At 72.7% G+C, this 21,545-nt stretch carries 18 protein-coding genes and 1 riboswitch; of the genes, 4 read left to right on the forward strand and 14 right to left on the reverse strand.

Annotated features, from left to right (window positions below):
* Window positions 1-42: 42 nt before the first annotated feature.
* A riboswitch (FMN riboswitch) is annotated at window positions 43-173 on the reverse strand.
* A 398-nt stretch (window positions 174-571) separates the two neighbouring features.
* Entirely contained in the window at window positions 572-1,804 is a 1,233-nt protein-coding gene (locus tag ACIQ7M_RS25285; RefSeq protein WP_403648336.1) for an ROK family transcriptional regulator, read from the reverse strand.
* A gap of 130 nt (window positions 1,805-1,934) precedes the next feature.
* On the opposite strand from ACIQ7M_RS25285, the gene ACIQ7M_RS25290 reads away from it, so the two are divergent.
* On the forward strand, window positions 1,935-3,146 hold the full coding sequence (locus ACIQ7M_RS25290) for an MFS transporter (RefSeq protein ID WP_386980220.1): 1,212 nt from the start codon (window positions 1,935-1,937) through the stop codon (window positions 3,144-3,146).
* Here the strand turns inward: ACIQ7M_RS25290 and ACIQ7M_RS25295 are convergent.
* Both ACIQ7M_RS25295 and ACIQ7M_RS25300 read right to left on the reverse strand, forming a co-directional pair.
* Window positions 3,106-3,564, reverse strand: coding sequence for an acyl-CoA thioesterase (locus tag ACIQ7M_RS25295; protein ID WP_403648339.1), 459 nt, complete (start codon window positions 3,562-3,564; stop codon window positions 3,106-3,108). The genes ACIQ7M_RS25290 and ACIQ7M_RS25295 overlap by 41 nt on opposite strands.
* A gap of 103 nt (window positions 3,565-3,667) precedes the next feature.
* Window positions 3,668-4,996: an alginate lyase family protein gene (locus tag ACIQ7M_RS25300; RefSeq protein WP_403648344.1), complete on the reverse strand. Its 1,329-nt coding sequence runs from the start codon at window positions 4,994-4,996 to the stop codon at window positions 3,668-3,670.
* A gap of 121 nt (window positions 4,997-5,117) precedes the next feature.
* Here ACIQ7M_RS25300 and ACIQ7M_RS25305 point away from each other — a divergent pair, with 121 nt between their 5' ends.
* Window positions 5,118-6,509 (forward strand): uracil-xanthine permease family protein, encoded by a 1,392-nt coding sequence (locus ACIQ7M_RS25305; protein WP_403648348.1) that lies wholly within the window; start codon window positions 5,118-5,120, stop codon window positions 6,507-6,509.
* Here the strand turns inward: ACIQ7M_RS25305 and ACIQ7M_RS25310 are convergent.
* Window positions 6,491-7,588 carry a glycoside hydrolase family 6 protein gene (locus ACIQ7M_RS25310; protein ID WP_403648940.1) on the reverse strand — a complete coding sequence of 366 codons (1,098 nt, stop codon included), beginning with the start codon at window positions 7,586-7,588 and terminating at the stop codon, window positions 6,491-6,493. The two genes, ACIQ7M_RS25305 and ACIQ7M_RS25310, sit on opposite strands and share 19 nt — an antisense overlap.
* Before the next feature lie 172 nt (window positions 7,589-7,760).
* On the opposite strand from ACIQ7M_RS25310, the gene ACIQ7M_RS25315 reads away from it, so the two are divergent.
* Window positions 7,761-8,435, forward strand: a complete 675-nt coding sequence (locus ACIQ7M_RS25315) for a DUF5995 family protein (RefSeq protein WP_403648351.1) — start codon at window positions 7,761-7,763, stop codon at window positions 8,433-8,435.
* 92 nt (window positions 8,436-8,527) lie between these two features.
* Entirely contained in the window at window positions 8,528-9,457 is a 930-nt protein-coding gene (locus ACIQ7M_RS25320; protein ID WP_403648354.1) for an LLM class F420-dependent oxidoreductase, read from the forward strand.
* A gap of 34 nt (window positions 9,458-9,491) precedes the next feature.
* Here ACIQ7M_RS25320 and ACIQ7M_RS25325 read toward each other — a convergent pair whose 3' ends face one another.
* The 10 genes from ACIQ7M_RS25325 to ACIQ7M_RS25370 all read right to left on the reverse strand — a co-directional run bounded on the left by ACIQ7M_RS25325 (window position 9,492) and on the right by ACIQ7M_RS25370 (window position 21,346).
* Window positions 9,492-11,186 carry a flavin monoamine oxidase family protein gene (locus ACIQ7M_RS25325; protein WP_386987962.1) on the reverse strand — a complete coding sequence of 565 codons (1,695 nt, stop codon included), beginning with the start codon at window positions 11,184-11,186 and terminating at the stop codon, window positions 9,492-9,494.
* A 61-nt stretch (window positions 11,187-11,247) separates the two neighbouring features.
* Entirely contained in the window at window positions 11,248-12,054 is an 807-nt protein-coding gene (locus ACIQ7M_RS25330) for a carbon-nitrogen hydrolase family protein (RefSeq protein ID WP_403648357.1), read from the reverse strand.
* Between the two features lie 199 nt (window positions 12,055-12,253).
* Window positions 12,254-12,634, reverse strand: coding sequence for a DUF742 domain-containing protein (locus tag ACIQ7M_RS25335; RefSeq protein ID WP_403648360.1), 381 nt, complete (start codon window positions 12,632-12,634; stop codon window positions 12,254-12,256).
* Between the two features lie 7 nt (window positions 12,635-12,641).
* A complete protein-coding gene (locus ACIQ7M_RS25340; protein WP_355770256.1) occupies window positions 12,642-13,145 on the reverse strand; it encodes a roadblock/LC7 domain-containing protein in 504 nt (167 codons plus the stop codon).
* Complete coding sequence (locus ACIQ7M_RS25345; protein WP_403648363.1) at window positions 13,135-15,444, reverse strand: nitrate- and nitrite sensing domain-containing protein; 2,310 nt, start codon at window positions 15,442-15,444, stop codon at window positions 13,135-13,137. Before ACIQ7M_RS25345 ends, ACIQ7M_RS25340 begins: the two co-directional genes overlap by 11 nt.
* A gap of 171 nt (window positions 15,445-15,615) precedes the next feature.
* Window positions 15,616-17,106: an HAD-IA family hydrolase gene (locus ACIQ7M_RS25350; protein WP_403648943.1), complete on the reverse strand. Its 1,491-nt coding sequence runs from the start codon at window positions 17,104-17,106 to the stop codon at window positions 15,616-15,618.
* 307 nt (window positions 17,107-17,413) lie between these two features.
* Window positions 17,414-18,475, reverse strand: a complete 1,062-nt coding sequence (locus tag ACIQ7M_RS25355) for an ABC transporter ATP-binding protein (RefSeq protein WP_386987974.1) — start codon at window positions 18,473-18,475, stop codon at window positions 17,414-17,416.
* A gap of 2 nt (window positions 18,476-18,477) precedes the next feature.
* A complete protein-coding gene (locus ACIQ7M_RS25360) occupies window positions 18,478-19,296 on the reverse strand; it encodes an ABC transporter permease (RefSeq protein WP_403648367.1) in 819 nt (272 codons plus the stop codon).
* Window positions 19,284-20,192, reverse strand: a complete 909-nt coding sequence (locus ACIQ7M_RS25365) for an ABC transporter permease (RefSeq protein ID WP_403648370.1) — start codon at window positions 20,190-20,192, stop codon at window positions 19,284-19,286. Before ACIQ7M_RS25365 ends, ACIQ7M_RS25360 begins: the two co-directional genes overlap by 13 nt.
* Entirely contained in the window at window positions 20,189-21,346 is a 1,158-nt protein-coding gene (locus ACIQ7M_RS25370; RefSeq protein ID WP_355770274.1) for an extracellular solute-binding protein, read from the reverse strand. The genes ACIQ7M_RS25365 and ACIQ7M_RS25370 overlap by 4 nt, the downstream gene beginning before the upstream one ends.
* Window positions 21,347-21,545: the final 199 nt, after the last annotated feature.

Below are 21,545 nucleotides of genomic sequence, written 5' to 3' on the forward strand. Positions count from 1 at the left end.
ACGAGCAGCAACAAACGGCAGCACGCACGAAATGCCCGCCCGCCGCGCACTGCCTCCCATCCGGACTTTAACCGTCGGTCCAGGAATTCCACCTGGTCAACCGGCCGCTGGAAGCGGCCGGGTCGCGGACTATAACCGCCGGTTCGGAATTACACCGACCCCGGAGTGCGCTGCTTCTGGTACATGGCCAGTGTGCCACGCCCGAACGAAGGTCATACGGCCGTACCTCTGTGGGGTGGCTCACAGCGGCTCGGCATGGACTTCCACGGAACGGCCTCCCGGCCAACGTCCTTGACCCCGGGCGGCCTTGGGGCAGGTCACAGGTTCCCGCAACTGGTCCATACCTATTGACGCTCTGGTCTAGTCCTCTTAATGTCCTCGATCAAGACTGCGTGATCATTCATTGCCGGTCCCCCCACGATCGACCCGGCGGCGGTGACGAAGGCCCTTGCCCCGCCGCCGGGTCTCCAGCCGGCCCGCGCCCGGCCCGCCGGGACGGCGGAGCGACCGGGCCCACCGGGAAGACGGCGGAGCAACCAGCCCCACCCGGACGACGGCGGTGCGACCAGCCCTACCGGGACGGCGGCGGTGCGAACAGTTCGTCCTGGGCGCCGTCGCGCGCGGTCAGCAGGGCGCCGCGCAGCACCGCGCCGCCGCCCAGCGTGCTCGCGCGCACCTCGGTCGGGAGCGGCGACATACCGGCGAGCCGTCGCTCGACGCGTGCCGCGAGTTCCTCGCCGCCCGCCCGGCCCACCTCGCCGCCGAGGACGACACAGCCGGGGTCCAGCACGGCGCTGACGGAGGCCGCCCCGATGGCGAGGCGGTCGGCGAGGGCGCCGAGGAAGCCGTCGGCCGCCGCGGAGCCGGGGGTGGCCAGGGCCTGCCGGACCAGCGCGGCGGCGTGCGGTTCGTGGCCCTCGGGCCGCGCCGGGACGCCGTACCGCGCCGCCAGCTCCGCGATCGCCGCGGACCCGACGAGCGAGTGGAAGCCGCCCCCGCAGTCGGTCGCCGAGGGCAGGCTCGTGGTGCCCGGAACCGGCAGGAAGCCGATCTCGCCGGTCCCCCCGGAGGCACCGCGGCGCAGGGCGCCGTCGAGGACGACGGCGGCACCGGTGCCGTGACCCAGCCACAGCAGGACGAAGGTGTCGCGGTCGCGGGCGACGCCGTCCCGCTGTTCGGCGATGGCCGCGAGGTTGGTCTCGTTCTCGACGAGGACGCGGGCCTCGGGGAGCCGTTCCTGGAGGGCCGCGACCAGACGCCGGTGCCACTCGGGCAGGCCGGTGGAGTTGCGGAGTTCACCGCTGGCGGGATCGATCAGACCGGGCGCCCCGATGCCGACGGTGTGGAGCCTGCCCCACCCCCCGTCGCGACCGCGCGGGGGCGCCGCCCCGAGGGCCCCGGCCTCCTTCGCCGCCCGCTCGACCAGCGCGACCGCCTGCTCCACCGCCGGTCCGGTCCCGGCGCCCTCCCCGATGGGCGCGGACGCCTCGGCCAGGACGCGGCCGACCAGATCGGAGACGACGACGGAGACTCCCTCCGTACGGACGTCCAGCGCGGCCAGGTGCGCGCGGTCCGCGACGATCCCGTAGACCCGGGCGTTCGGGCCGCGCCGCTGCTCCCCCGATTCCCCGACGACGGTGACGAGGCCGGAGGCCGTGAGGCGTTCCACGAGATCGGCGACCGTCGGCCGGGACAGTCCGGTGAGCTGCTTCAACCGCGTGGCCGTCAAAGGGCCTTCCTGCTGCAGCAGCCGCAGGGCGAGCCGGTCGTTGATGGCCCGTGCGGTGCTCGGGGATGCGGGCATGGCGGGAATCCTCCCAGATCGCCGAGGCCGCCGGACGACCGGGCGGCGAGCGGTCATCTATTTATCAGGCAGGGTTCCTGATAGTTTACGGCCGCACGCCGTGGAACCATCACTGGGGAGGGGCCCGAGCATGAGTGAAGTCGTCCACGACCAACGCGAGGTCAGGCGCGCCCGGTACGCCGTGGCGGCCGTGTTCGCCGTGCACGGAGCCGTCACCGGGTCCTTCGCGACCCGGGTGCCGTGGATCCAGGACCACGCGTCGGTCAGCGCGGGGCAGCTCGGCTTCGCCCTCGCCTTCACCGCGCTCGGCGCGTCCTGCTCGATGCCGCTGGCCGGCCGCATCACCCACCGCTTCGGCAGCCGCACGGCGCTGCGCGGACTCATCGCCCTGTGGACGCTGGCCCTGGTCCTGCCGTCCCTGGCGCCGAACCTGCCGACCCTGTGCCTCGCGATGTTCGTGTACGGCGCCACGGCGGGGATGGCGGACGTGGCGATGAACGCGCTGGGAGTCGAGGTCGAGAACCGCCTCGACAAGTCGATCATGTCCGGGCTGCACGGCATGTGGAGCGCCGGGGCGCTGATCGGCGCGGCGGCCGGCACGCTCGCCGCGCACCTGGGCGCCGACGCGCGCCTGCACCACGCCCTGGCCGCGGCGACCCTCACGCTCCTCGGCCTGGTCGCCTGCCGCTGGGTGCTCGACCTCCAGCCCACCGAGGACGAGGAGCCGCCGCCGCGTTTCGCGCTGCCGCCCCGGTCGGCGCTGCTCATCGGCGCGGTCGGCTTCTGCGCGGTCTTCGCGGAGGGCGCGAGCCTGGACTGGTCGGCGGTCTATCTGCGCGACCGGCTGGACAGCTCGGCCGCTCTGGCCGCGGCCTCGACCACCGGATTCATGCTGACCATGGCGGTGGCCCGGCTGGTCGGCGACACGGTGGTGAACCGGTTCGGCGCCGTGCGGACCGTGCGGGCGGGCGGTGTGCTGGCCGTGTTCGGCGGGCTGCTGATCGTCGTCGCGGAGCATCCGGCGGTGGCGATGGGCGGCTTCGCGCTGCTCGGGCTCGGGATCGCGGTCGTCGTGCCGCTCTGCTTCGCGGCGGCCGGGCGCAGCGGCCCCAACCCCAGTCAGGCCATCGCCGGCGTCGCCACCATCACGTACACCTCGGGGCTCATCGCGCCGAGCCTGATCGGGTCCGTGGCGCAGGCGACGAACCTGATGGTGTCGTTCGGGCTGGTCACGATCCTGGCGTTCGGGCTGGTCACGCTCGCGGGTGTGCTGCGCGCCGGGGACCGCGTCAGCGCGAAGGTCAGCCCTCCGAGCGCAGCAGTTCCCGGCCCACGGCCCTGAACCGGTCGCTCCACGGCGTCGGGCGCAGCGTCCCGGCGTCGAGTCTGACGAGCACCCGGGTTCCGTGCGCGTAGGTGACCGCGCCGTCGGGGGAGCAGAACCGGAAGCCGTACGTCAGCCCGGTGTTCCCGAGCCTCTCCAGCCAGAGGTGGACGGCGTAGGGGCCGGGACGGCTGACCGGGGCCTCGTAGCTGATCCGCAGTTCCTTGACCGCGTTGCACGAGTCCCCGGCCGCCTCCCAGTCGCCGTCGAAGCCGAAGCCGCGCTCGTTCCACAGCGCGGTCCAGGCGCGCTCGACCAGGACCGGGTAGCGGGCGTTGTGCAGCAGTCCGAGCGCGTCGAGGTCGTCGAAGTGCACGGTGACGGGCAGGAGCCGTCCGTACGGGAGGGTGGGGGCGACGAGTGCTTCGGCGGTCACGGGCGGGGCTCCTGGAGCGTGCTGCGGCGCGCGCACGAGGCGGGCCTGGCTGACATGACTCCCCCATCCTAAGCAAACGCTCAGGAACCCCGTCCGGGCGGGATCAGCCGGTGATCGAGTCGAGCTGCTCGGCGGCCGGCCGCAGCTCCCACAGATCACCGCCGGGCGGCGCTTCGAGCTCCGGCACGGCGGCCCGCGCGGCCCGGTCCCCCGCGTCGGCGGCGGCGCGCACCACATCGCTCGCCGCGAAGCGGTGGAACTCCAGCTCGGGATGGCTCCACGGCTCGGCCCCGGTCGCGGCGGGCAGCAGGTGGTCGACGGCCTTGAACAGGCTCTGGCCGTCCGGCCCCCGGTACGCCCACAGGTCCACGCCGACCTTGCGGCCGATGGCCGCGAGCCGGGTGTACGCGACCAGGTCGAAGGTCGAGTAGTGCCAGCTCCGGGTCCGGGCGAGCTCCTGGGGCTGACTGCCGTCCGCGGCGATCTGCGGGTCGATGCGCAGGGCGCCCACGGCGAGCACGGTCCTGCGGGCGAGGTCCCTGTCGCCGGTCGCGTACGCGAGGGCGGCGAGCTGCATGTCGTAGAAGGTGCCGTGGTTGTTGCGCGCCGCGCCCTCCTCCTTGCCGAAGGCGCTGCCCGTCAGCCAGTCGCGGTAGCCGGTGTTCCAGGCGAGCATCGCGGCCCGGTCGCGCCGGGACCAGCCGGGGGCGCCGGTGTCCAGGAGGGCGATCGCGTCGAGGACGCTGGTGTAGGACTGCGAGAAGTCGATGACGCCGATGGCCCGGCCGTCGTACTTGCAGGGGATGAACTGGCCGTGGTCCAGGTTCGGGTTCATCCGCGTGGCCGGGTCGAGGAACCAGGTGCGCAGGACCTGGGCGGCCTTCACGGCGTACCGCTTCTCGCCGGTGTAGTACCAGGCGAGCGCGAGGTCGTACGTCGAGTCGAACACCTTCTCCACGTCCTGGCGGTCGGTGCCGGTGTCCACCTCGGGATTGCGCTGTCCGTCCCGCTGGACGTAGGGGCACCCCCAGGGATTGGCGGCGGTGGCCGGCTGCGAGGGCCACCAGTAGGGGGCCTGGCTGAGGTAGTCGTGAACGTCGCCGCCGGGGGCGGGTTTCGGCTTGTCGACGACCGTCCAGGGGCCCTGGTCCAGCCAGTTGTCGGCGCGGACCGTCAACTCCCGAAGAGCGTGGGCGAGTCGGCGGTCGCCCTTCTCCACCCGGGCGCGGGTGCGCCGCATTCGGTCACGGTCCAGGACCACGGTCTCCGGCGGTCCGGACGCGGCCCGGCCGGACACCGCGGACGCGGCCCGGCCGGACGCCGAGGGGACGGGCGGGGACGCCGTACGGGCGGACGCCGAGGGGGTGGTGAGGGACGCGAGCGCGACCACGGCCGCCGCGATCGTCAGGCTCAGTCTGGATCGAGCACTCACAGAACACTCCGATCATAGATATGAACGATGTTCATGAGATGGACCGGTTGAGCGTAGAGCGGCAGGTGGGACGTGACAATGGTCCGGACATATTCACGTAGAGAGAAGGCGAACCCGCACCATGGACGTAGGCGTTCGCTGGAAACTGCACGGCGACGGGCGGACTCCCGCCCCGGGAGCGGTAGTCCGCCCCGACGAACGCCTCTCCTGGCCCCGGACCCTCGGGCTCGGCGCCCAGCACTTGGTGGCGATGTTCGGGGCGTCTTTCGTCGCACCCGTCCTGATGGGACTCGACCCCAACCTCGCGATCATGATGTCCGGCGTCGCGACGGTCATCTTCCTGCTCGCCACCCGTGGCCGGGTGCCCAGCTACCTGGGCTGTTCGCTCTCCTTCGTGGGCGTCGCCGCCGTGATCCGCGCGCAGGGCGGCACCAGCGCCACGGTGACCGGAGCGTGCTTCGTGGTCGGCGTCGCGCTGTTCCTGGTCGGTCTGGCCGTCCAGCGGTTCGGGGCGAGGATCATCCACGCGGCGATGCCGCCGATCGTGACCGGCGCGGTCGTCATGCTCATCGGGTTCAATCTCGCGCCGGTGACCGCCTCCACGTACTGGCCGCAGGACCAGTGGACGGCGCTGCTCACCATGCTGGCGACCGGCGCGGCCGTGGTGTGCCTGCGCGGCTTCTGGTCCCGCATCGCGATCTTCATGGGCCTCGTCTTCGGCTACGCGATCTCCTGGGCCTTCGACCGGATCTTCGGCCGGATCCACGCGGCGGACGCGAGCGGCGAGGTCACCGACCACTGGCGCCTTGACCTCTCCGGGGTCGAGCGGGCCGACTGGATCGGACTGCCGTCGTTCCACGGACCGACGTTCCAGTGGTCCGCGATCCTCGTCGCGCTGCCGGTGGTCATCGCGCTGGTCGCGGAGAACGCGGGGCACGTCAAGGCCGTCGGCGAGATGACCGGCGACCCGCTGGACGACGAACTGGGCACCGCGATCTCCGCGGACGGCGCCGCCTCCATGCTCTCCACCGCGGTCGGCGGCCCGCCCAACACCACGTACTCCGAGAACATCGGCGTGATGGCCGCGACCCGGGTCTACTCCACGGCCGCCTACTGGGCCGCCGCCGGCTTCGCCCTGCTCTTCGGGCTGTGCCCCAAGTTCGGCGCGGTGGTCGCGGCGATCCCGGGCGGTGTCCTCGGCGGCATCACCGTCATCCTCTACGGCATGATCGGCCTGCTCGGTGCGCAGATCTGGCTCAACGCCCGGGTGGACCTGCGCAATCCGCTGAACCTGGTGCCCGCCGCCGCGGGCATCATCATCGGTATCGGCGGCGTCACCCTGAAGTTCACGGACAACTTCTCGCTGAACGGCATCGCGCTGGGCACCATCGTCGTGATCACCGGCTATCACGCGCTGCGGGCGATGGCCCCGGCCCACCTCCGGCAGGAACCGCTGCTCGACGCGGGGACATCGGCGTACGACGGGCCCGGGGATCAGCGCGCCAGCTCATAGGCGTACTCGGCAGAGAACGTCCCCGGTTCGCCCCGGCAGCCGTCCGACTCCCCCGGCGGCTTCACCCACAGGTAGGCGTCGATCCCGGACTCCCCGGTGCTCAGGGTCGGCGCGGGCCCGATCCCGCGGCCCGGCGGATCGCACCACTCCCCGCCGGGGGCGGCGCCGTTGCCGTTGCGGCTGGTGTCGACGACGGCGCCGAGGCCCGGGGGGCCGCCGAGCGCGGCGAGGACCCGCCGGTCGTAGGCGGTCTCGTCGGCCGTCCGGTTGAAGTTGGAGACGTTGCTGAAGACGCCGTCGGATGAGGCGGCCGAGGCCGCGCCCGCCCGGCGCAGCAGCGCGGCCTGCGCGGCGGCCGGATTCCAGTCGGAGTTGCCCGCGTCGTAGTAGACCCGGGCCCTGGGGTTCGCCGCCTTCAGGACCCGCCCCGCGCGGGCCAGGGAGGCGAAGCGGCCGGCCCGCTCCCCCTCGGTGAGGCAGTCGGACTCGGCGATCGAGTCGGGCTCCAGGACGACGACGACCTCGCGGGATCCGAGCCCCGCCGCGAAGCCGTCGATCCAGCCGTCGTACGCGGCGAGGTCGGGCGCCCCGCCCTCCGAGGCGCCGCCGCAGTCGCGCCCCGGGACGGTGTACGGCACGAGGACCGGCACCCGCCCCCGCTCGGCGGCGGCCGAGGTCACGGCCCCGACCCGCGCGGTGACGGTGGACGGCGAGAAGTCCGCGAACCACACCGCGGCCGGACGGTCGGCGATCCGGGACGCGATGACCGCGCGCCGGGCGTCACCGGGATGGGCGTCGACCCAGGCGCGCACCTGGGAGTCGGGGTGACGGTAGAGGAGGGCGGGCGCCGCGGTCCGCGGCCTCCGCGCGCTCGGCGAGGGCTCGGCGGCCGGCTCCGGGGAGGCCCGCCCCGGAGGGGACGGGGTGACCGGACCGCCCGCCGGCGTCGGCGCGCCGGACGGAGAGGGGGTGGACGAGCGGGCCACCGGCGGTCCCGCGTCCTTCGAGGAATCCCCGAGCGCGGACACCGTCCCCGTCACGGTGCCGGCGGCCACGACGACCGAGGCGACGGCGACCATGACACCGCGCCCCACGGACCTGCCGCGCTCGGCTCCGCCCTCGACGAGCCGTTGGACACGTGAGCCTGACACGTACGGTTCTCCCACTCCGGCCCCGGCCGCGTTCCCCCGTTCTGGGGAAGCCGTCGGCCCGGCGGCACGCGGGCCACCCTAGGACTGGGACGCTGCCCTCATGGCGCAGTCGGCACAGTTCATCACTTCTGTTGACATGGTCGTCGCCCGTATGCGCGCCCTGGACGCGACGCTTCCCGAGCGCGACGGCCTCGCGGTCTTCAACCGCGTCTACCTCACGGTCACCGAGGAGTTCGACCGACGTCTGGACGCCGGGGTGTTCGCCGACCGACGGGCCGCGGCGGCGCTGGACGTGCGGTTCGCGGAGCGCTATCTGGCGGTGGCCGAGGAGGGCCGGGCGCCCGCCTGCTGGCGGCCGCTGCTGCGTTTCCGCCGCCATCCGGGGGTACGGCCCCTGCAGTTCGCGCTCGCGGGCATCAACGCGCACATCGGGCACGATCTCGCGCTCGCCGTGGTGGACACCTGCCGTACGCTCGGCTGCGAACCGGCCGACCTGGAGGACGAGTTCGACAGCGTGGGCGATCTCCTCGTCTCGCTGGAGGAACGCATCCGCGAAGAGCTGATGCCGGGACCCGATCTGCTCCAGATCGCCGATCCGCTCACCCATCTGCTCGGCTCCTGGAGCCTGGAGCGGGCGCGCGAGGCCACCTGGGCGGCGGCGCGGGTCCTGTGGGCGCTGCGCGGACTGCCCGACCTGGCCGAGGAGTTCGGCGACCGCCTCGACGCGGCGGTGGGCCTGGCCGGCCGGATGCTGCTCACTCCCCTGCCGGACTGATCCGGCCACGCGACGCGGTCCTCACCGGAACGACCGGACGCTCACAGTACGTTGACACTCCGGCACACCCGGATGCGAGGGAGTACACCCGTATGACGACGCGACTCGGCCTCACCCTCCCGCAGATGAAGCACTTCGACCTCGGGAAGGACGTGCCCGGCGTGGCACGCGCCGCGGAGGCGATCGGCTTCGACAGCCTGTGGGTCTTCGAGCGGGCCCTGTTCCCGGACCCCCCGACCCAGGGGCTGTACGGCGTCGAGGGACTGGCCTGGCCGGACTCCTACCGCGGTGTCGCCGACCCCCTGGTGACCCTGGCCCTGGCGGCCGCGGTCACCGAGCGCGTCGAACTCGGCACCAGCGTCCTGGTCGCGCCGCTGCACACCCCCTTCCAGCTCGCCAAGGCCCTCGCCACGCTCGACGCGGCCAGCGGCGGCCGGATCGTGGCGGGCCTCGGCACGGGCTGGTCCCTCGACGAGTACGCGGCCGCCTCCGCCCGGCCCTTCGAGGAGCGCGGCGACGCCCTGGACGAGGTGATCGGGGTGTGCCGCGCGGTGTGGGGCCCCGACCCGGTGGTCTACGACGGCACCCTCACCGAGATCGCCTCGGCCGTGGTCGGCCCCAAGCCGGCCCGGCCGATCCCGATCCTGCTCGCCGCCAACACGGGCAGGGCCAGGCGCCGGCTCGTCGACCACGCGGACGGGTGGATGCCGATCGGCATGGGCGTCGATCAACTGGCCGCGCAGTGGCGCCGGTTGCGGGACCTGGCCGACGAGCGGGGGCGCACCCGGCCGCTGCGGACCGTGCTGCGCACCAACCCCCGCTACACGCCCAAACCGTACGCGGGCGACGACCGGCGGCCCTTCCAGGGTGACGTCGGTCAGATCGTGGCGGACCTGGTCGCCCACGCGGAGATCGGCCTCGACGAGATCTTCCTCGACCTGCAGAGCGAGGTCCGGGACGCCGAGGAGCTGAAGGACGTGGCGGCCGAGGTGTACGAAACGGCGCGGGCGGCCGGGGTGTGACCCGGCCGCCCGCGCCGCGGGGTGAGGAGGGGGCTCAGTCCTCGGGCAGCTCCACCGGTGCGATCTCGTCGTAGACGTCGCCGGGCCCGGGGTTGGTCGCGTCGGTCGTCCCGCCGAGCTGGTGCATGACGCCCCAGACCGCGTTCAGCGCGGTCTGGACGGCGCCCTCGGCCCAGCCGGCCGTCCAGGAGATGTCGTCGCCCGCGAGGAAGATGCCCCGCTTGTCCTCGGGCAGCGTGTCCTGCATGAAGTGCGTGAACAGGCGGCGCTGGTAGCGGTAGTGACCCGGCAGGTTGGCCTTGAACGCGCCCATGAAGTAGGGCTCGTTCTCCCAGGACACGGTCACCGGGTTGCCGATGATGTGCTTGCGGATGTCGACCTTCGGGTAGATCTCGCCGAGCGACTTCAGCATGACCTCCATCCGCTCGCTCGCGGACAGCGGCAGCCACTTCAGGCTGTCGTCGCACCACGTGTACGAGAGGCAGATGACGGCGGGCTTGTCCGGGCCGTCGTCGAGGAGGTAGGTGCCGCGCGTCATCCGGTCGGTGAGCGTCATCGACATGACGTCACGGCCGGTCTCCTCGTCCTTGTCCAGCCAGAACGGCCGGTCCACCGGCACGAAGAGCTTGCTCGACTCCATGTAGTGCGTGCGCTCGATCGCCGTCCAGTGGTCGATCGGGAAGAGCGAGTCGTCGCAGGCGACCTTGGAGAGCAGCATCCAGGACTGGGCGGTGAAGATCGCCGCCTTGTAGGTGCGGATGTCGCCGTTCGCGTCCGTCACGGTGATGCCGTTGCCCGCGGTGCGGTTCAGCCGGGTGACGGCCGGGCGCGGGGCGCCGTCGTGCAGGGTCGACAGCGAGGTGCCGTACGCCCAGTGGACGATCTTCTCCGGCTCGCGCTCCCACAGGCGCAGCGGGAGCTGCTGGGAGCCGCCGACGATGCCGCGGTGGTGGTCGTCGGCCTCGGTGTAGACGACCCGCAGGATCTCCAGGATGGAGTTCGGGAAGTCGGTGTCCCAGCCGCCGGTGCCGAAGCCGACCTGGCCGAAGATCTCACGGTGCCGGAAGGACTTGAAGGACTCCGAGTCGCACAGGAAGCCGTAGAAGGTCTGGTTGTCGAGCTTCTCGACGAGCCTCGACCAGATCTCGCGGATGCGCGGGACGTCGCGCTCCCGCATGGCCTGGTTCATGTCGGAGAAGTCGGCGCCGTCCTCCAGGCAGGCGTTCCAGGCGTTCATGACGTCGCGGTAGACCTGCGGGAGGTCGTCGACGGAGGTCGCGTAGTGCGACTCGCCCTTGAGGTCGACGACCGTCGAGGGCGTCGACTCGGCGAGCGGGTTGGGGAACGGACTGGTCTGGAGGCCGACCAGGTCGATGTAGTGCTGGAGGGCGGTGGAGGACGGCGGGAAGCGCATCGCGCCCATCTCGGCGGTCAGCGAGGGGTCGCAGCCCTCGAAGCCGACCGTGCGCAGCCGGCCGCCGATCTCGTCGGCCTCGTACACGACGGGCTTGAGGCCCATCTTCATCAGCTCGTACGCGGCCACGATGCCGGACAGTCCGCCGCCGATCACCGCGATCTCGGTGCCGTGCTCGGTCGCGGGTATCTGCCCGAGGCCCGCGGGGTGCGCGAGGAAGTCGTCGTAGGCGTAGGGGAAGTCCGGGCCGAACATGGTGATCGGCGGCTGCTGCACGTCGGCGTGCTGGACGGCGTTGGGCACGGTGGACGTCATGGGGTACGGACTCCTTGCGCGAAAGCTGATGAGGGGAGGGCGGGGCGGACCGGGCGGGAGATCAGACGAGGGACCCGTAGAGGCCGGGGCGGCGGTCCTTCAGATACGGGTTCGTCTCGCGCGAGTCGGCCAGGAGAACCGGGTCGGCGTCGGCCACGACCAGTTCCTCGCCGCGGCCCGCGCGGACCCGGGCGATGCCGTCGGGACCGGCCAGGGTGGACAGCCCGACGAACTCGAACTCCCCTTCAGGACCGGTGCGGTTGACGTAGGCGACGTACATCTGGTTCTCGAAGGCGCGCACCGGGACGACGGACTCGGCGACGAACTGGAACGGGTGCATCTGCGCGGTCGGCACGAGCAGCAGGTCGGTGCCGGCGAGGGCGTGGGCGCGGACGTTCTCCGGGAACTCGACGTCGTAGCAGATCATGAGGCCGACCCGCAGGCCGTCCAGTTCCGCCTGGACGACGGACTGCTCGCCGGGCGTGAAGTGCTCGTGCTCGAAGCAGCCGAAGAGGTGGGTCTTGCGGTAGTTCGCGAGTCGGTTGCCGTCCGCGGAGATGAGCTGCACGGAGTTGAAGACCGCCGTTGCTCCGTCCGTCTCGGGGGCCTCGCGCTCGGGGTAGCCGTAGGCGACGGCGACGCCGTGCCGGGCGGCGATCTCGGCCACCGCGTCGGCGGAGTCGCCGTCGGCGGGCTCGGCGAGGCGCGCGATGTCGTCGCCGATGGCGTAGCCGGTCAGGAACATCTCCGACGTCACGATCAGCCCGGCGCCCACGGCGGCGGCACGGCCCGCGGCCTCGTCGAGGACCTTGAGGTTCTCGACGACCGAGCCGGGGCGGCCGGAGCTCTGGAGCAGGGCTGTGCGCATGCGGGTTCTCCACCGGTACGAGGGGGTTCGGGGGCCAGTTAGACGGTACGGTCGGCCGGCTCGGGGGGACAAGAAGGACCTGTTGCGCGCCACTGAACGATTCGTTGCGTGCCCCCGGCCCCCGGCGGCGATTCGTTGCGCGCCCCGCCGCGCCCCCCGCGGTCAAGTCCCGAACGTCCCGAACCCCTGGAGACGCAGGTCACAGGTCGCGCAGGCGCTCCACGATCTCGCGCAGCAGGTCCGGGTCGGCCGCGGGCGCGCCGTCCGGCGGCCGGTAGGGCGCCTCGATGCTCAGCAGACCGGCCTCGGCCAGGTCGCCGAGCAGGACGCGTACGACGGTCAGCGGCAGGTCGGCGTCCGCGGCGAGCTCGACGACCGGCCGGGGGCCGCGGCGGGCCAGGTCGAGCAGCGCGGCCGCCGCGTGGTCGACGCCGGGCCGCCCGTCGCCCGTGTCCAGGACCGTGACCCGGGACATCAGATCGATGACGTGCCGGTCCGAGGGCCGGGTCCGGCCCCCGGTGACGGTGTAGGGCCGCACCATCGGCCCGGTCTCGTCCTCGTACCAGTGCTCGTCGGTCACGGCCGGGTCAGCGGCCCGCGGGGTCGGCCGCCGAACGTACGGCCGCGGCCATGTGGCGGCCGACGCGGCGGACGAGCAGTTCCATCTCGTGGGCGAGCTGTCCGACGTCCGTCTGCACCTCGCTGAGCACGGCGAGCCGGCTCCCGTCACCCGCCGGGGTGATGAAGAGGTAGGCGTCGTCGAGCATCACCATGGTCTGGCGGACCCCGCCCGCGGCGAAGCGGTCGCCCACCGAGAGGGCGAGGCTGTGGAAGCCCGAGCAGACCGCGGCGAGGTGTTCGATGTCCCGTCGGCGCATACCGTCGGAGCAGCTCAGCGGCAGGCCGTCGGCGGTGAGCAGCACGGCCTGGCGGACGTGGTCGGTCCTGGCCACGAGATCGTCGAGCAGCCACCCGAGATCGGTGCCGGGCCGGTCGGCGCCGTCCTCGGACCCGGGGGCGGTGCCCGCCGGATCCGGGTGCCGGGCCGCCGCGGTCCGGGCGGGCTGCTCTGGGAGCTGGTCAGGGCGCATCGTCGGCGTCCGTCCCTTCCTCGGTGTCGGTTCGCTGCGCGGGGCCGGACGGCCCGGCGCCGGGCTCGCCGGTCCCCGGCCGGGTGGGCAGGCCCTGGCGGCCCCGGTCGAGGCCGCGCTGGAAGGCTCCGAAGACCGCGCGCATCTCCTCCGGCGTGATCTCGCGTTCCGGTGTCGGGTCGGCCACCGGTGCCGCGGTGCGCAGCTCCGGGGCGAGGGCCCGCTGACGGACCCGGGTGGGCAGCCCGGGCTGTTCCGGATCCGGGTCGTCCGGCGGTACGGAGCCGGCCTCCCGCTCCTCGGACGCTTTGCGCTGCGCCGGGAGGAGCGCGGTGCCGGTGCGCGTGGGAAGCGCCGCCGGAGCCGTGTCCGGCGCCGGACGATCGGTGTCCACGGGTGCGAGCACGCTCTCCGGGAGCAGCACCACGGCCGTCGTACCGCCGTACGGGGAGCGGCACAGCGTGACCTTGATGCCGTGCCGTGCGGCGAGGCGGCCCACCACGTACAGCCCGAGCCGGTCGTGCCGGGTCGGGTCGAAGTCCTCCGGCGTGGTGAGGGTGCGGTGGGCCTCGTCGATCTGGTCGGGCGCGAGGCCGAGGCCGCGGTCGTCGATCTCCAGGACGAACCCGCTCTCGGCCCGCCCGGTGCGCAGGGTGACCTGGGTGCGGGGCGGTGAGAACACCGTGGCGTTCTCGACGAGTTCGGCGATCAGGTGCACGACGTCGGCGACGGCGTCCGCCGCGACGCCCACCTCGGGCATCGGGGGGACCACGACCCGGGTGTACTGCTCGATCTCGCTCACCGCGGAGGACACCACCTCGGCGACGGGCACCGGCCGTCGCCAGCGGCGGCCGGGGGCCGAGCCGGAGAGGATGATGAGGCTTTCCGCGTGGCGCCGCATGCGGGTGGTGAGGTGATCGATCCGGAACAGGTCGTCCAGGACGTCGGGGTCGTCGGTCCGGCGTTCCAGCGTGTCGACGAGCTTGAGCTGGCGGTGGACGAGTGCCTGGTTGCGGCGGGCGATGTTCAGGAGGACCGCGAACAGCCCGCGGCGCAGGGTGGCCTGCTTGACGGCGGCCTCGACGGCGGCGAGCCGGGCGGTGTTGAAGGACCGGCCGACCTGGCCGATCTCGTCGGCCACCGCCTCGACGTCCGCCAGCGGCGGCGCCTCGGCCGCCGCGTCGACCTCCTCACCGGCGCTCAGCCGTCGCATGACCTGCGGCAGTTGCCGATTGGTCAGCAGGTCGGCGGCGTCGCGCAGCGACTCCAGGCGGCGTGAGATGCGCCGGGCTCCGCGTACCGCGAGCCAGAGGGAGAGGGCGACGGCGGCCAGTCCCAGCACGCCGACGATGGCGGCCTTGGTGAGCTCGCGGTAGGCGAAGGCCTTTCCGCGAGCGGCGGAGTTGATCGCGGACTGGGTGCACAGCCGCATGTACCGCTTGACGGCACGGTCGGTGGTGGTGCGCCAGGAGCCGGCGGCGACGGCCTTGCCGGCCCGGCCGGCGCCCGCGCGCAGCAGGGCGTCCTCGTCCCGGGTCAGCTCCTGGTGGAGGTCGTCGCGCTGGAAGGTCTCGAAGAGGGCACGCGAGTCGGCCGGCAGGTCCGGCACATAGGTCTGCTCGAAGACCCGGCGGTCCTCGATGGTCGCGGTGAGGGTGTCGTACTGGCGGTCGGTGAGCGTGCCGGCGGCCCGTGCCCCGGCGACGAGCGCGTCCTCGCGCGACACGAACTCCCGTACCCGCACCAGTTCGACGACGACCTGTGCCTCGCGGGCGAGCTGTCCCGCCTGGAGCGCGGTGAGCGCGGACTCGACGTCGAAGCCCGGTTCGACCAGGGCACTGTATTCGGCCACGGCCCGGTCCCAGGTGACGCGGTGCGCCAGCACCCGGCCGCGCAGCCCCTCCAGGCGGTCGACGGAGTCGAGCATGGTGTCGAGCGACTGCCGCTGATCGCCGGAGAGCAGGCTCCGGTCCCCGTCGCGGACCGCCGCGCGCAGGGCGGTCACGGCGCGGTCGGTGCGGCGTTCCTGGGCCAGCAGGTCGACGCCCGGCTGTGTCCCGTGCCGCGAGCCCAAGTAGGCGGCGGCGAGACGCCTTTCGATCTGGATCTGGCCGACCGCCGTGTCGACCGGGGTGCCGAAGCCGTTGTAGACGTCCTGGAGGCGGACGAGCGCGCGCAGTTCGCCGGTGACCGACACCATGGCGAAACTCCACAGTGTCATGAGGGCGATCACCGGAGCGATCGAGAGCGCCACGATCCGCGAACGGACCGTGGGCGTACGGCCGATGGGCCAGCGCATGGTCTCCCCAGGGCGACAGGACGGTCGGGTGGCCGGGTGACGTGTGGTGACCCATGTGTTACTCGCGGGTAGCGGGCGCGGCTCAAACTAGTCGATGTTGAGCCCGGACCGCAATGGTCCGGACTGACTGAGCGTTCAATGCGCGCTGCACGCCGTCACCGGATCCTCCCGTCAGTCGCCCCTGGGCACGGCGAACACGGTGACCACCGCCGCGTGGTCGGAGGGCCAGTCGTTGCCGGCCACATCCGGCCAGGTCCGCGGGGTTCCGGCGACCACTGTGCGGGAGTCCAGGACGGTCAGGCCCCGGTGCAGGACGAAGTCGATCCGGTCCTGCGGTTCCGGGCGCCCGCTGCCGTCCTCGTGCTCGGTGTGGACGGGCGACCAGGTGTGTCCCGGGTCCCGGACCGGGTCGGGATGGGCCTCCCGGTAGGAGTCGCGCAGGCCCGCCTCCTCGGTGGCCCGTGTCACCGGCCAGGCGACGTCCGGCCAGTCCAGGTGCGAGGGCACGTTGAAGTCGCCGGTCAGGACGACCGGCACGGACGCCTCGGAGGTGTCGGCGATCCGCCGCAGGATCTCCCGCATCCGGGCGAGCCGGCCGCTCTCGTGCGCGATCAGTCCGGCCGCCGGAAGGCCGTCGAAGCGGGCCTCGTAGGGGCCGTAGGGGGCGCAGTCGAGATGGACGCTCCAGACGTCCACCCGCTGCCCGCCGTCCAGCTCGATCCGGACTCCGGCTCCCCCGTAGAAGCCGACGTCCGGGTCGCCGAGCGCGGCGGTGATCGGGTGGCGGCTGATGACGCCGAGGTTGTCGCCGGCCCGGTGGTGGTACCAGCCCAGGGCTTCGGCGAGTTCCCGGGCCGCGTCCCCGTACGTCTCCTGGAGGCCGACCACGTCCGCCCCGGTCTCCGTGATGACCTTGAGCTGCTTCTCGCGGTACCCGTCGACCTCGGTGCCGCCGAGCCAGAGGTTCCAGCTCATCACCCGCAGGCCGCCGGGGGCGACCATGGCCCGCAGCCGGGCCGGGGAGACCTCCTCCAGGCTGCCGAGCACCGTGCGGCCGGCGGCGGGCGCGATCGGCGCGAGGGACGGCACCGCGAGGACGGCACAGCCCGCCGACTCGGCCGAGGTGACGCCGGTCTGGGTGTCCTCGACGGCGACACAGGCGGCGGGGTCGACCCCGAGGGCGCGGCAGGCGGCGAGGTAGGGGTCGGGGGCGGGCTTGGTGCGCCCGGTGTCGTCGGCGGTGACGGAGACGGCGAAGCGTCCGGCGCCGAGCGCCTCCAGCACGGTGTCGGCGACCGCCCGCGGGGAGGCGGTCACCAGAGCCGTGGGCACGCCCTCACGGGCGAGCGCGTCGAGCAGTTCCCTCGCTCCGGGGCGCGGCACGACGCCCGTACGGACCCGGTCCGCGAACTGCCGGTGCAGCTCGGCGGCGGTCTCCTCCCCCGATGCGCCGGTGACCCCGGCCAGCCATGCGGCGGTGTGCTCGACGGGCCGTCCGAGGACGTGCGGCTGATCGGCCCCCGTCAGGACGTACCCGAGCGCGCCGGCCACCTCCTCCACCGCCTCCCACCAGAGCCGCTCGGTGTCCACGAGCGTGCCGTCCATGTCGAAGAGAACGGCTTGGAGGGAAGGCCGGACGGTGGTGCGGTGGGTCACGGTGATCTCTTTCTCGGGTGGGGGATCGAGCTCGGGCCTGCGGATCCATCAGCCGGTGGGGGCAATCTCAGCCCCTCCGGCAGCTTCCTCAGGCGCGGGGCAGCCGGCCCCTCCGGCCACTTTCGCGGACGCGGGGCAGAGTTCAGCCCATCCGGCGTTCGAGGAGCGGGGTCTGGGGCGGAGCCCCGGGATGGGACGGGTAGGGGCGGAGGGCGCGATCGTCGGTCGTGGGGCGGCGGAGCCCCGAACGGGCACCCTCGGTTCGGGCGGCGCCGGACGCCTCGGTCAGGTCGCGCCTCGGTCCGGACGCGTCTCAGTCGCGACGGGCGGCGACCAGAACGGGCCGGTCCGGGAGGGTGACGGTCACGGCTGCGCCCGCCACGAGCGCCGTGGCCTCGTGCGTGGGCAGATCGGCCTTGACCTCGGTGCCGTCGGCGAGCCGCACGGTCACCCGGGTGGCAGCGCCGAGGAACGCGGTGGCGACGACCCGGGCGTCACCCGAGGCGTCCGCGCCCACCCGGACCGCCTCCGGCCGCACCAGCACGTCCACCGACCCCGGGGCGGGCGCGTCCCCGTCCACCGGCAGCCTCCGGCCGAGGACGTCGACCCCGTCGCCGCCGAGAGTCCCGGGTATCCGGCTCATCGTGCCAACGAACTCGGCGACGAAGGCGGTGGCGGGACGCCCGTACAGCTCGGCGGGCGAAGCGCACTGCTCCAGCCGTCCGGCCCGCATCACCGCGACCCGGTCCGCCATGGACAGCGCCTCCTCCTGATCGTGGGTCACGAACAGGGTGGTGATGCCGAGTTCGAGCTGGAGCCGGCGGATCTCCTCGCGCAGCGACAGCCGCACCTTGGCGTCCAGCGCCGACAGCGGCTCGTCGAGCAGCAGGACGCGCGGCCGCAGGGCGAGCGCGCGGGCCAGCGCGACCCGCTGCTGCTGGCCGCCGGAGAGCTGGTGCGGGAACCGCTCGCCCTTGTCCCCGAGGCCCACGAGATCGAGCAACTCGGCTGCGCGGGAACGCCGTTCGGCCGTACGCACCTTGCGCATCCGCAGTCCGAAGGCCACGTTGTCCAGCGCGCTCAGATGCGGGAAGAGGCTGTACGACTGGAAGACCATCCCGGCGTCACGGCGGTGCGCCGGCACCCGGGTGATGTCCTCGCCGTCGACCAGCACCTCACCGGAGTCGGGGTGTTCGAAGCCGGCGAGCATGCGCAGCGCGGTGGTCTTGCCGCAGCCGGAGGGGCCGAGCAGGGCGAGCAGTTCACCGGGCCGGACGGTGAGGTCGAGGCCGTCGAGAGCGACGGTCTGACCGAACTCTCGCCTGAGTCCGCGGAATTCGACGGTGGCGGCCTTGTCGAGCGTGGCGACGGTCATGTTCATCCCCGGGAGGCGGAAGCGGTACGGGAGCGGCCGCCGAGGACGGCGAGCGCGAGAAGGAGTGCCCAGGTGAGGAACAGGCTGAGCACGGAGACGGCGACGGACATCTGGGCCTGCGAGCCGCCGACGCTGTAGATCCACACGGCGAAGGGCTGGTAGCCGAGCAGGTTGGCGACCGTGAACTCACCGAGCACCAGGGCCAGGGTGAGGAAGGAGGCGTTGAGCAGCGCGCCGCGCAGATTGGGCAGCACCGCCCGCACGAGCGCCCGCGGCATGCTCGCCCCGCAGCTCCGGGCGGCCTCGACGAGGGTGCGCACGTCGACGGCGCGCAGGCCCGCGTCCAGGGCCCGGTACACGAACGGCAGCGCCATCACGACGTACGCGAGGACGAGGACGACGGGGAAGCCCGGGTCCTGGATCGCCACGAAGGTCTGGAACAGCGGGGTCCGCGAGAGGTGTTCGGGCCCCCACTTGAGGACGGTGGAGATACCGGCGACGAACGCGATCGGCGGCACGACGAGCGGCAGTTGGCACACCACCTCGACGACGGGCCGCAGCCGGGGCGAGCCGAGCCGCAGCGCGACCGTGGCGGGCACCATCAGGAGCAGCACCACGACGATGGTCGCGGCGGCGAGTTCCAGCGAGAGCAGCAGGCTGGACACGAAGCCGTCGGCGGACACGATCGAGGTGTAGGCGTCCAGGCCGACGCCCCGTCCCGGCACGTCGACCGTGAAGACCACGGACGCGGCCAGGGGCACCAGGAAGTACAGCGCGGCGAGGGCGAGGACCACCCGGCGCCACGGGTTCAGGCGAGCCATCGCGCGCTCCGTCGTTGCAGGGGCAGGTACGCGGCCATGACCAGACCCGCGATGAGGACCATGTCGAGGCTCAGGGCGAGCGCCACGTTCTCCTGGCCGACCAGCACGTTGCCGGAGATGGCGTCGGCGATCTGCAGCGTGACCAGCGGCACCGCGCTGCCCACCATGGCGGCGGCCGTGGCGTAGGCGGCGAAGGCGCTGCCGAAGAGGAGCACGAACCCGCCGAGGAGCGAGGGCGCGAGGACGGGCAGGGCCACATGCCGCCAGTACTGCGCCGAGGTCGCGCCGTTGTTCCGCGCCGCCTCGCGCCACTGGGAGCGCAGGCCGTCGAGGGCGGGTGTGATGGTGAGGACCATGAGCGGGATCAGGAAGTACAGGTAGACGACGACCAGGCCCCAGAAGCTGTAGAGGTTCCAGCCATGTTCGGAGAGGTGCAGACGGCTCGTGAGCACACCGGAGTTGCCGAGGGTGGCGACGAAGGCGAAGGCCAGCGGGACGCCGCCGAAGTTGGCGAGGACCCCCGAGGCGGTGAGCACGGCCTCACGCAGCGCGCGGGAGCGGGAGGTCACCACGGCCTGCGCGAGCGGCAGTCCGAGGACGGTCGCCAGTCCGGCGGAGAGGGCGGACAGCTTGACGCTGCCCACGAGCGCGGTCAGGTAGGCGCCCTGGACGGAGCCGGTCAGGTTGGCCGTGGTGTACGAAGTGGCGCCGGTGGCCTGGTCCTTGACGGTGAAGGCGCCGTTCAGCATGGCGAGCGCGGGGACACCGAAGGAGATCGCCACGAAGGCGAGCAGCGGGAGGACGGCGAGCGGGCCGGTGGCGCGGCGGCGCCGCCGCTGCGCGGGGGCAGCGGCGGGCGCCACGTCGGCCGGGGCCTCGGTGAGAGCGGTGGTCATCCGGAGACGGCCTTGCCCCAGCCCTGGGCGAGCACGGTCTTGGCCTTGCTCTGCTGGGCCTCGGTCGGGAAGCTCGGGGTGCCCGAGACCGCGGGAAGCTTGGCCGCGGCGGTCTTGTCGAGCGTGCCGGCCTTCTCCATCGCGGCCATCAGGGCCGGGCGGGCGTATCCCTTGAGCCACAGGTTCTGGCCCTCGGCGCTGTAGAGGTACTCCTGCCACAGGCGGGCGGCGGCCGGGTGCGGGGCGTCCTTGTTGATGGCCTGGGAGTAGTACTGGGAGAACTGGCCGTCGGCGGGGACCGACACCTTCCAGTCGAGGCCCTTGGCCTTGAACTCGTCGGCGTATCCGGCGTTCAGGTAGTCCCAGTCGATGCTGATGGGCGTCTCGCCCTTCTCGACGGTGGCCGGGGTCGACTCGACGGGCGTGTAGTTGCCGTTCTTCTTGAGCTCGGCGAAGAAGTCGAGGCCGGGCTGGATGTCGTCGAAGGAGCCGCCGTTGGCCAGCGCGGCCGCGTACACGCCGCCGAACGCCGAACCGGACTTGGTGGGGTTGCCGTTGAGCGCGACCTGGCCCTTGTACTGCGGCTTGAGCAGGTCCTTGAAGGTCGTCGGGCACTCCTTGACCTTCTTGGCGTCGCAGCCGATGGAGATGTAGCCGCCGTAGTCGTTGAACCAGCGGCCCGCGGTGTCCTTCTGGCCCTCGGGGAGGTCGGCGAAGCCGGCCACCTTGTACGGGGCGAGCAGGCCCTGCTGGGCCGCGCTCAGCGCGAAGGAGCTGCCGAGGTCGAGGACGTCGGGGGTGCGGTCCTGGCCCTTGCGCGAGGTGACGGCGTTGATCTCGTCCTGGCTGGAGCCGTCGGGGCTCTCGACCTGGATCTTGATGCCGTACTTCTTGGTGAAGCCGTCGATGAGAGCGCCGTAGTTGGCCCAGTCGCGGGGAAGGGCGATCGCGTGCAGCGTGCCTTCCTTCTTCGCGGCCTTGGTGAGGGCGTCGAGACCGCCGAGGTCCGCGGCGGAGGTCGCGGTGGCCGCGCTCTTGCCGTCGGCGGTGGTCGCCTTGTCGTCGGGAGCGGCGCCGCAGGCGCTCAGGGTGAGCGCGGCGGCGACGGCGAGGCCGCCGGTGAGGAGGGCGGTCCTCGGCAGGAACACGGTCACGGTCTCTCCAGGGTGACGCACGAGGGTGGGATGAGCGGAGAACTTGTCTGAACAAGTTGGCCTCAGTAGGCCCGCCGTTGGTGTCCTGTTCGTGAACGTCGGTGAAACCACAAGCCCCTATTCCCTGCACAATTCCAGCCGGCACGGAGCAGCGTCCGATGTCGATTAGGCTGATCAGGCTGTGCACAGCGGTTGAACC

This window comes from Streptomyces sp. NPDC096324 (genome assembly GCF_044763015.1).
Classification (GTDB): Bacteria; Actinomycetota; Actinomycetes; order Streptomycetales; family Streptomycetaceae; genus Streptomyces.

Excerpts from the sequence above, each read along its gene's own strand:
- ACIQ7M_RS25325 (WP_386987962.1), bottom strand. The coding sequence starts at position 11,186 with ATGACGTCCACCGTGCCCAACGCCGTCCAGCACGCCGACGTGCAGCAG.
- ACIQ7M_RS25365 (WP_403648370.1), bottom strand. The coding sequence starts at position 20,192 with ATGACCACCGCTCTCACCGAGGCCCCGGCCGACGTGGCGCCCGCCGCT.
- ACIQ7M_RS25290 (WP_386980220.1), top strand. The coding sequence starts at position 1,935 with ATGAGTGAAGTCGTCCACGACCAACGCGAGGTCAGGCGCGCCCGGTAC.
- ACIQ7M_RS25310 (WP_403648940.1), bottom strand. The coding sequence starts at position 7,588 with ATGGTCGCCGTCGCCTCGGTCGTCGTGGCCGCCGGCACCGTGACGGGG.
- ACIQ7M_RS25360 (WP_403648367.1), bottom strand. The coding sequence starts at position 19,296 with ATGGCTCGCCTGAACCCGTGGCGCCGGGTGGTCCTCGCCCTCGCCGCG.
- ACIQ7M_RS25320 (WP_403648354.1), top strand. The coding sequence starts at position 8,528 with ATGACGACGCGACTCGGCCTCACCCTCCCGCAGATGAAGCACTTCGAC.
- ACIQ7M_RS25330 (WP_403648357.1), bottom strand. The coding sequence starts at position 12,054 with ATGCGCACAGCCCTGCTCCAGAGCTCCGGCCGCCCCGGCTCGGTCGTC.
- ACIQ7M_RS25315 (WP_403648351.1), top strand. The coding sequence starts at position 7,761 with ATGGCGCAGTCGGCACAGTTCATCACTTCTGTTGACATGGTCGTCGCC.
- ACIQ7M_RS25305 (WP_403648348.1), top strand. The coding sequence starts at position 5,118 with ATGGACGTAGGCGTTCGCTGGAAACTGCACGGCGACGGGCGGACTCCC.
- ACIQ7M_RS25285 (WP_403648336.1), bottom strand. The coding sequence starts at position 1,804 with ATGCCCGCATCCCCGAGCACCGCACGGGCCATCAACGACCGGCTCGCC.
- ACIQ7M_RS25340 (WP_355770256.1), bottom strand. The coding sequence starts at position 13,145 with ATGCGCCCTGACCAGCTCCCAGAGCAGCCCGCCCGGACCGCGGCGGCC.
- ACIQ7M_RS25355 (WP_386987974.1), bottom strand. The coding sequence starts at position 18,475 with ATGACCGTCGCCACGCTCGACAAGGCCGCCACCGTCGAATTCCGCGGA.
- ACIQ7M_RS25345 (WP_403648363.1), bottom strand. The coding sequence starts at position 15,444 with ATGCGCTGGCCCATCGGCCGTACGCCCACGGTCCGTTCGCGGATCGTG.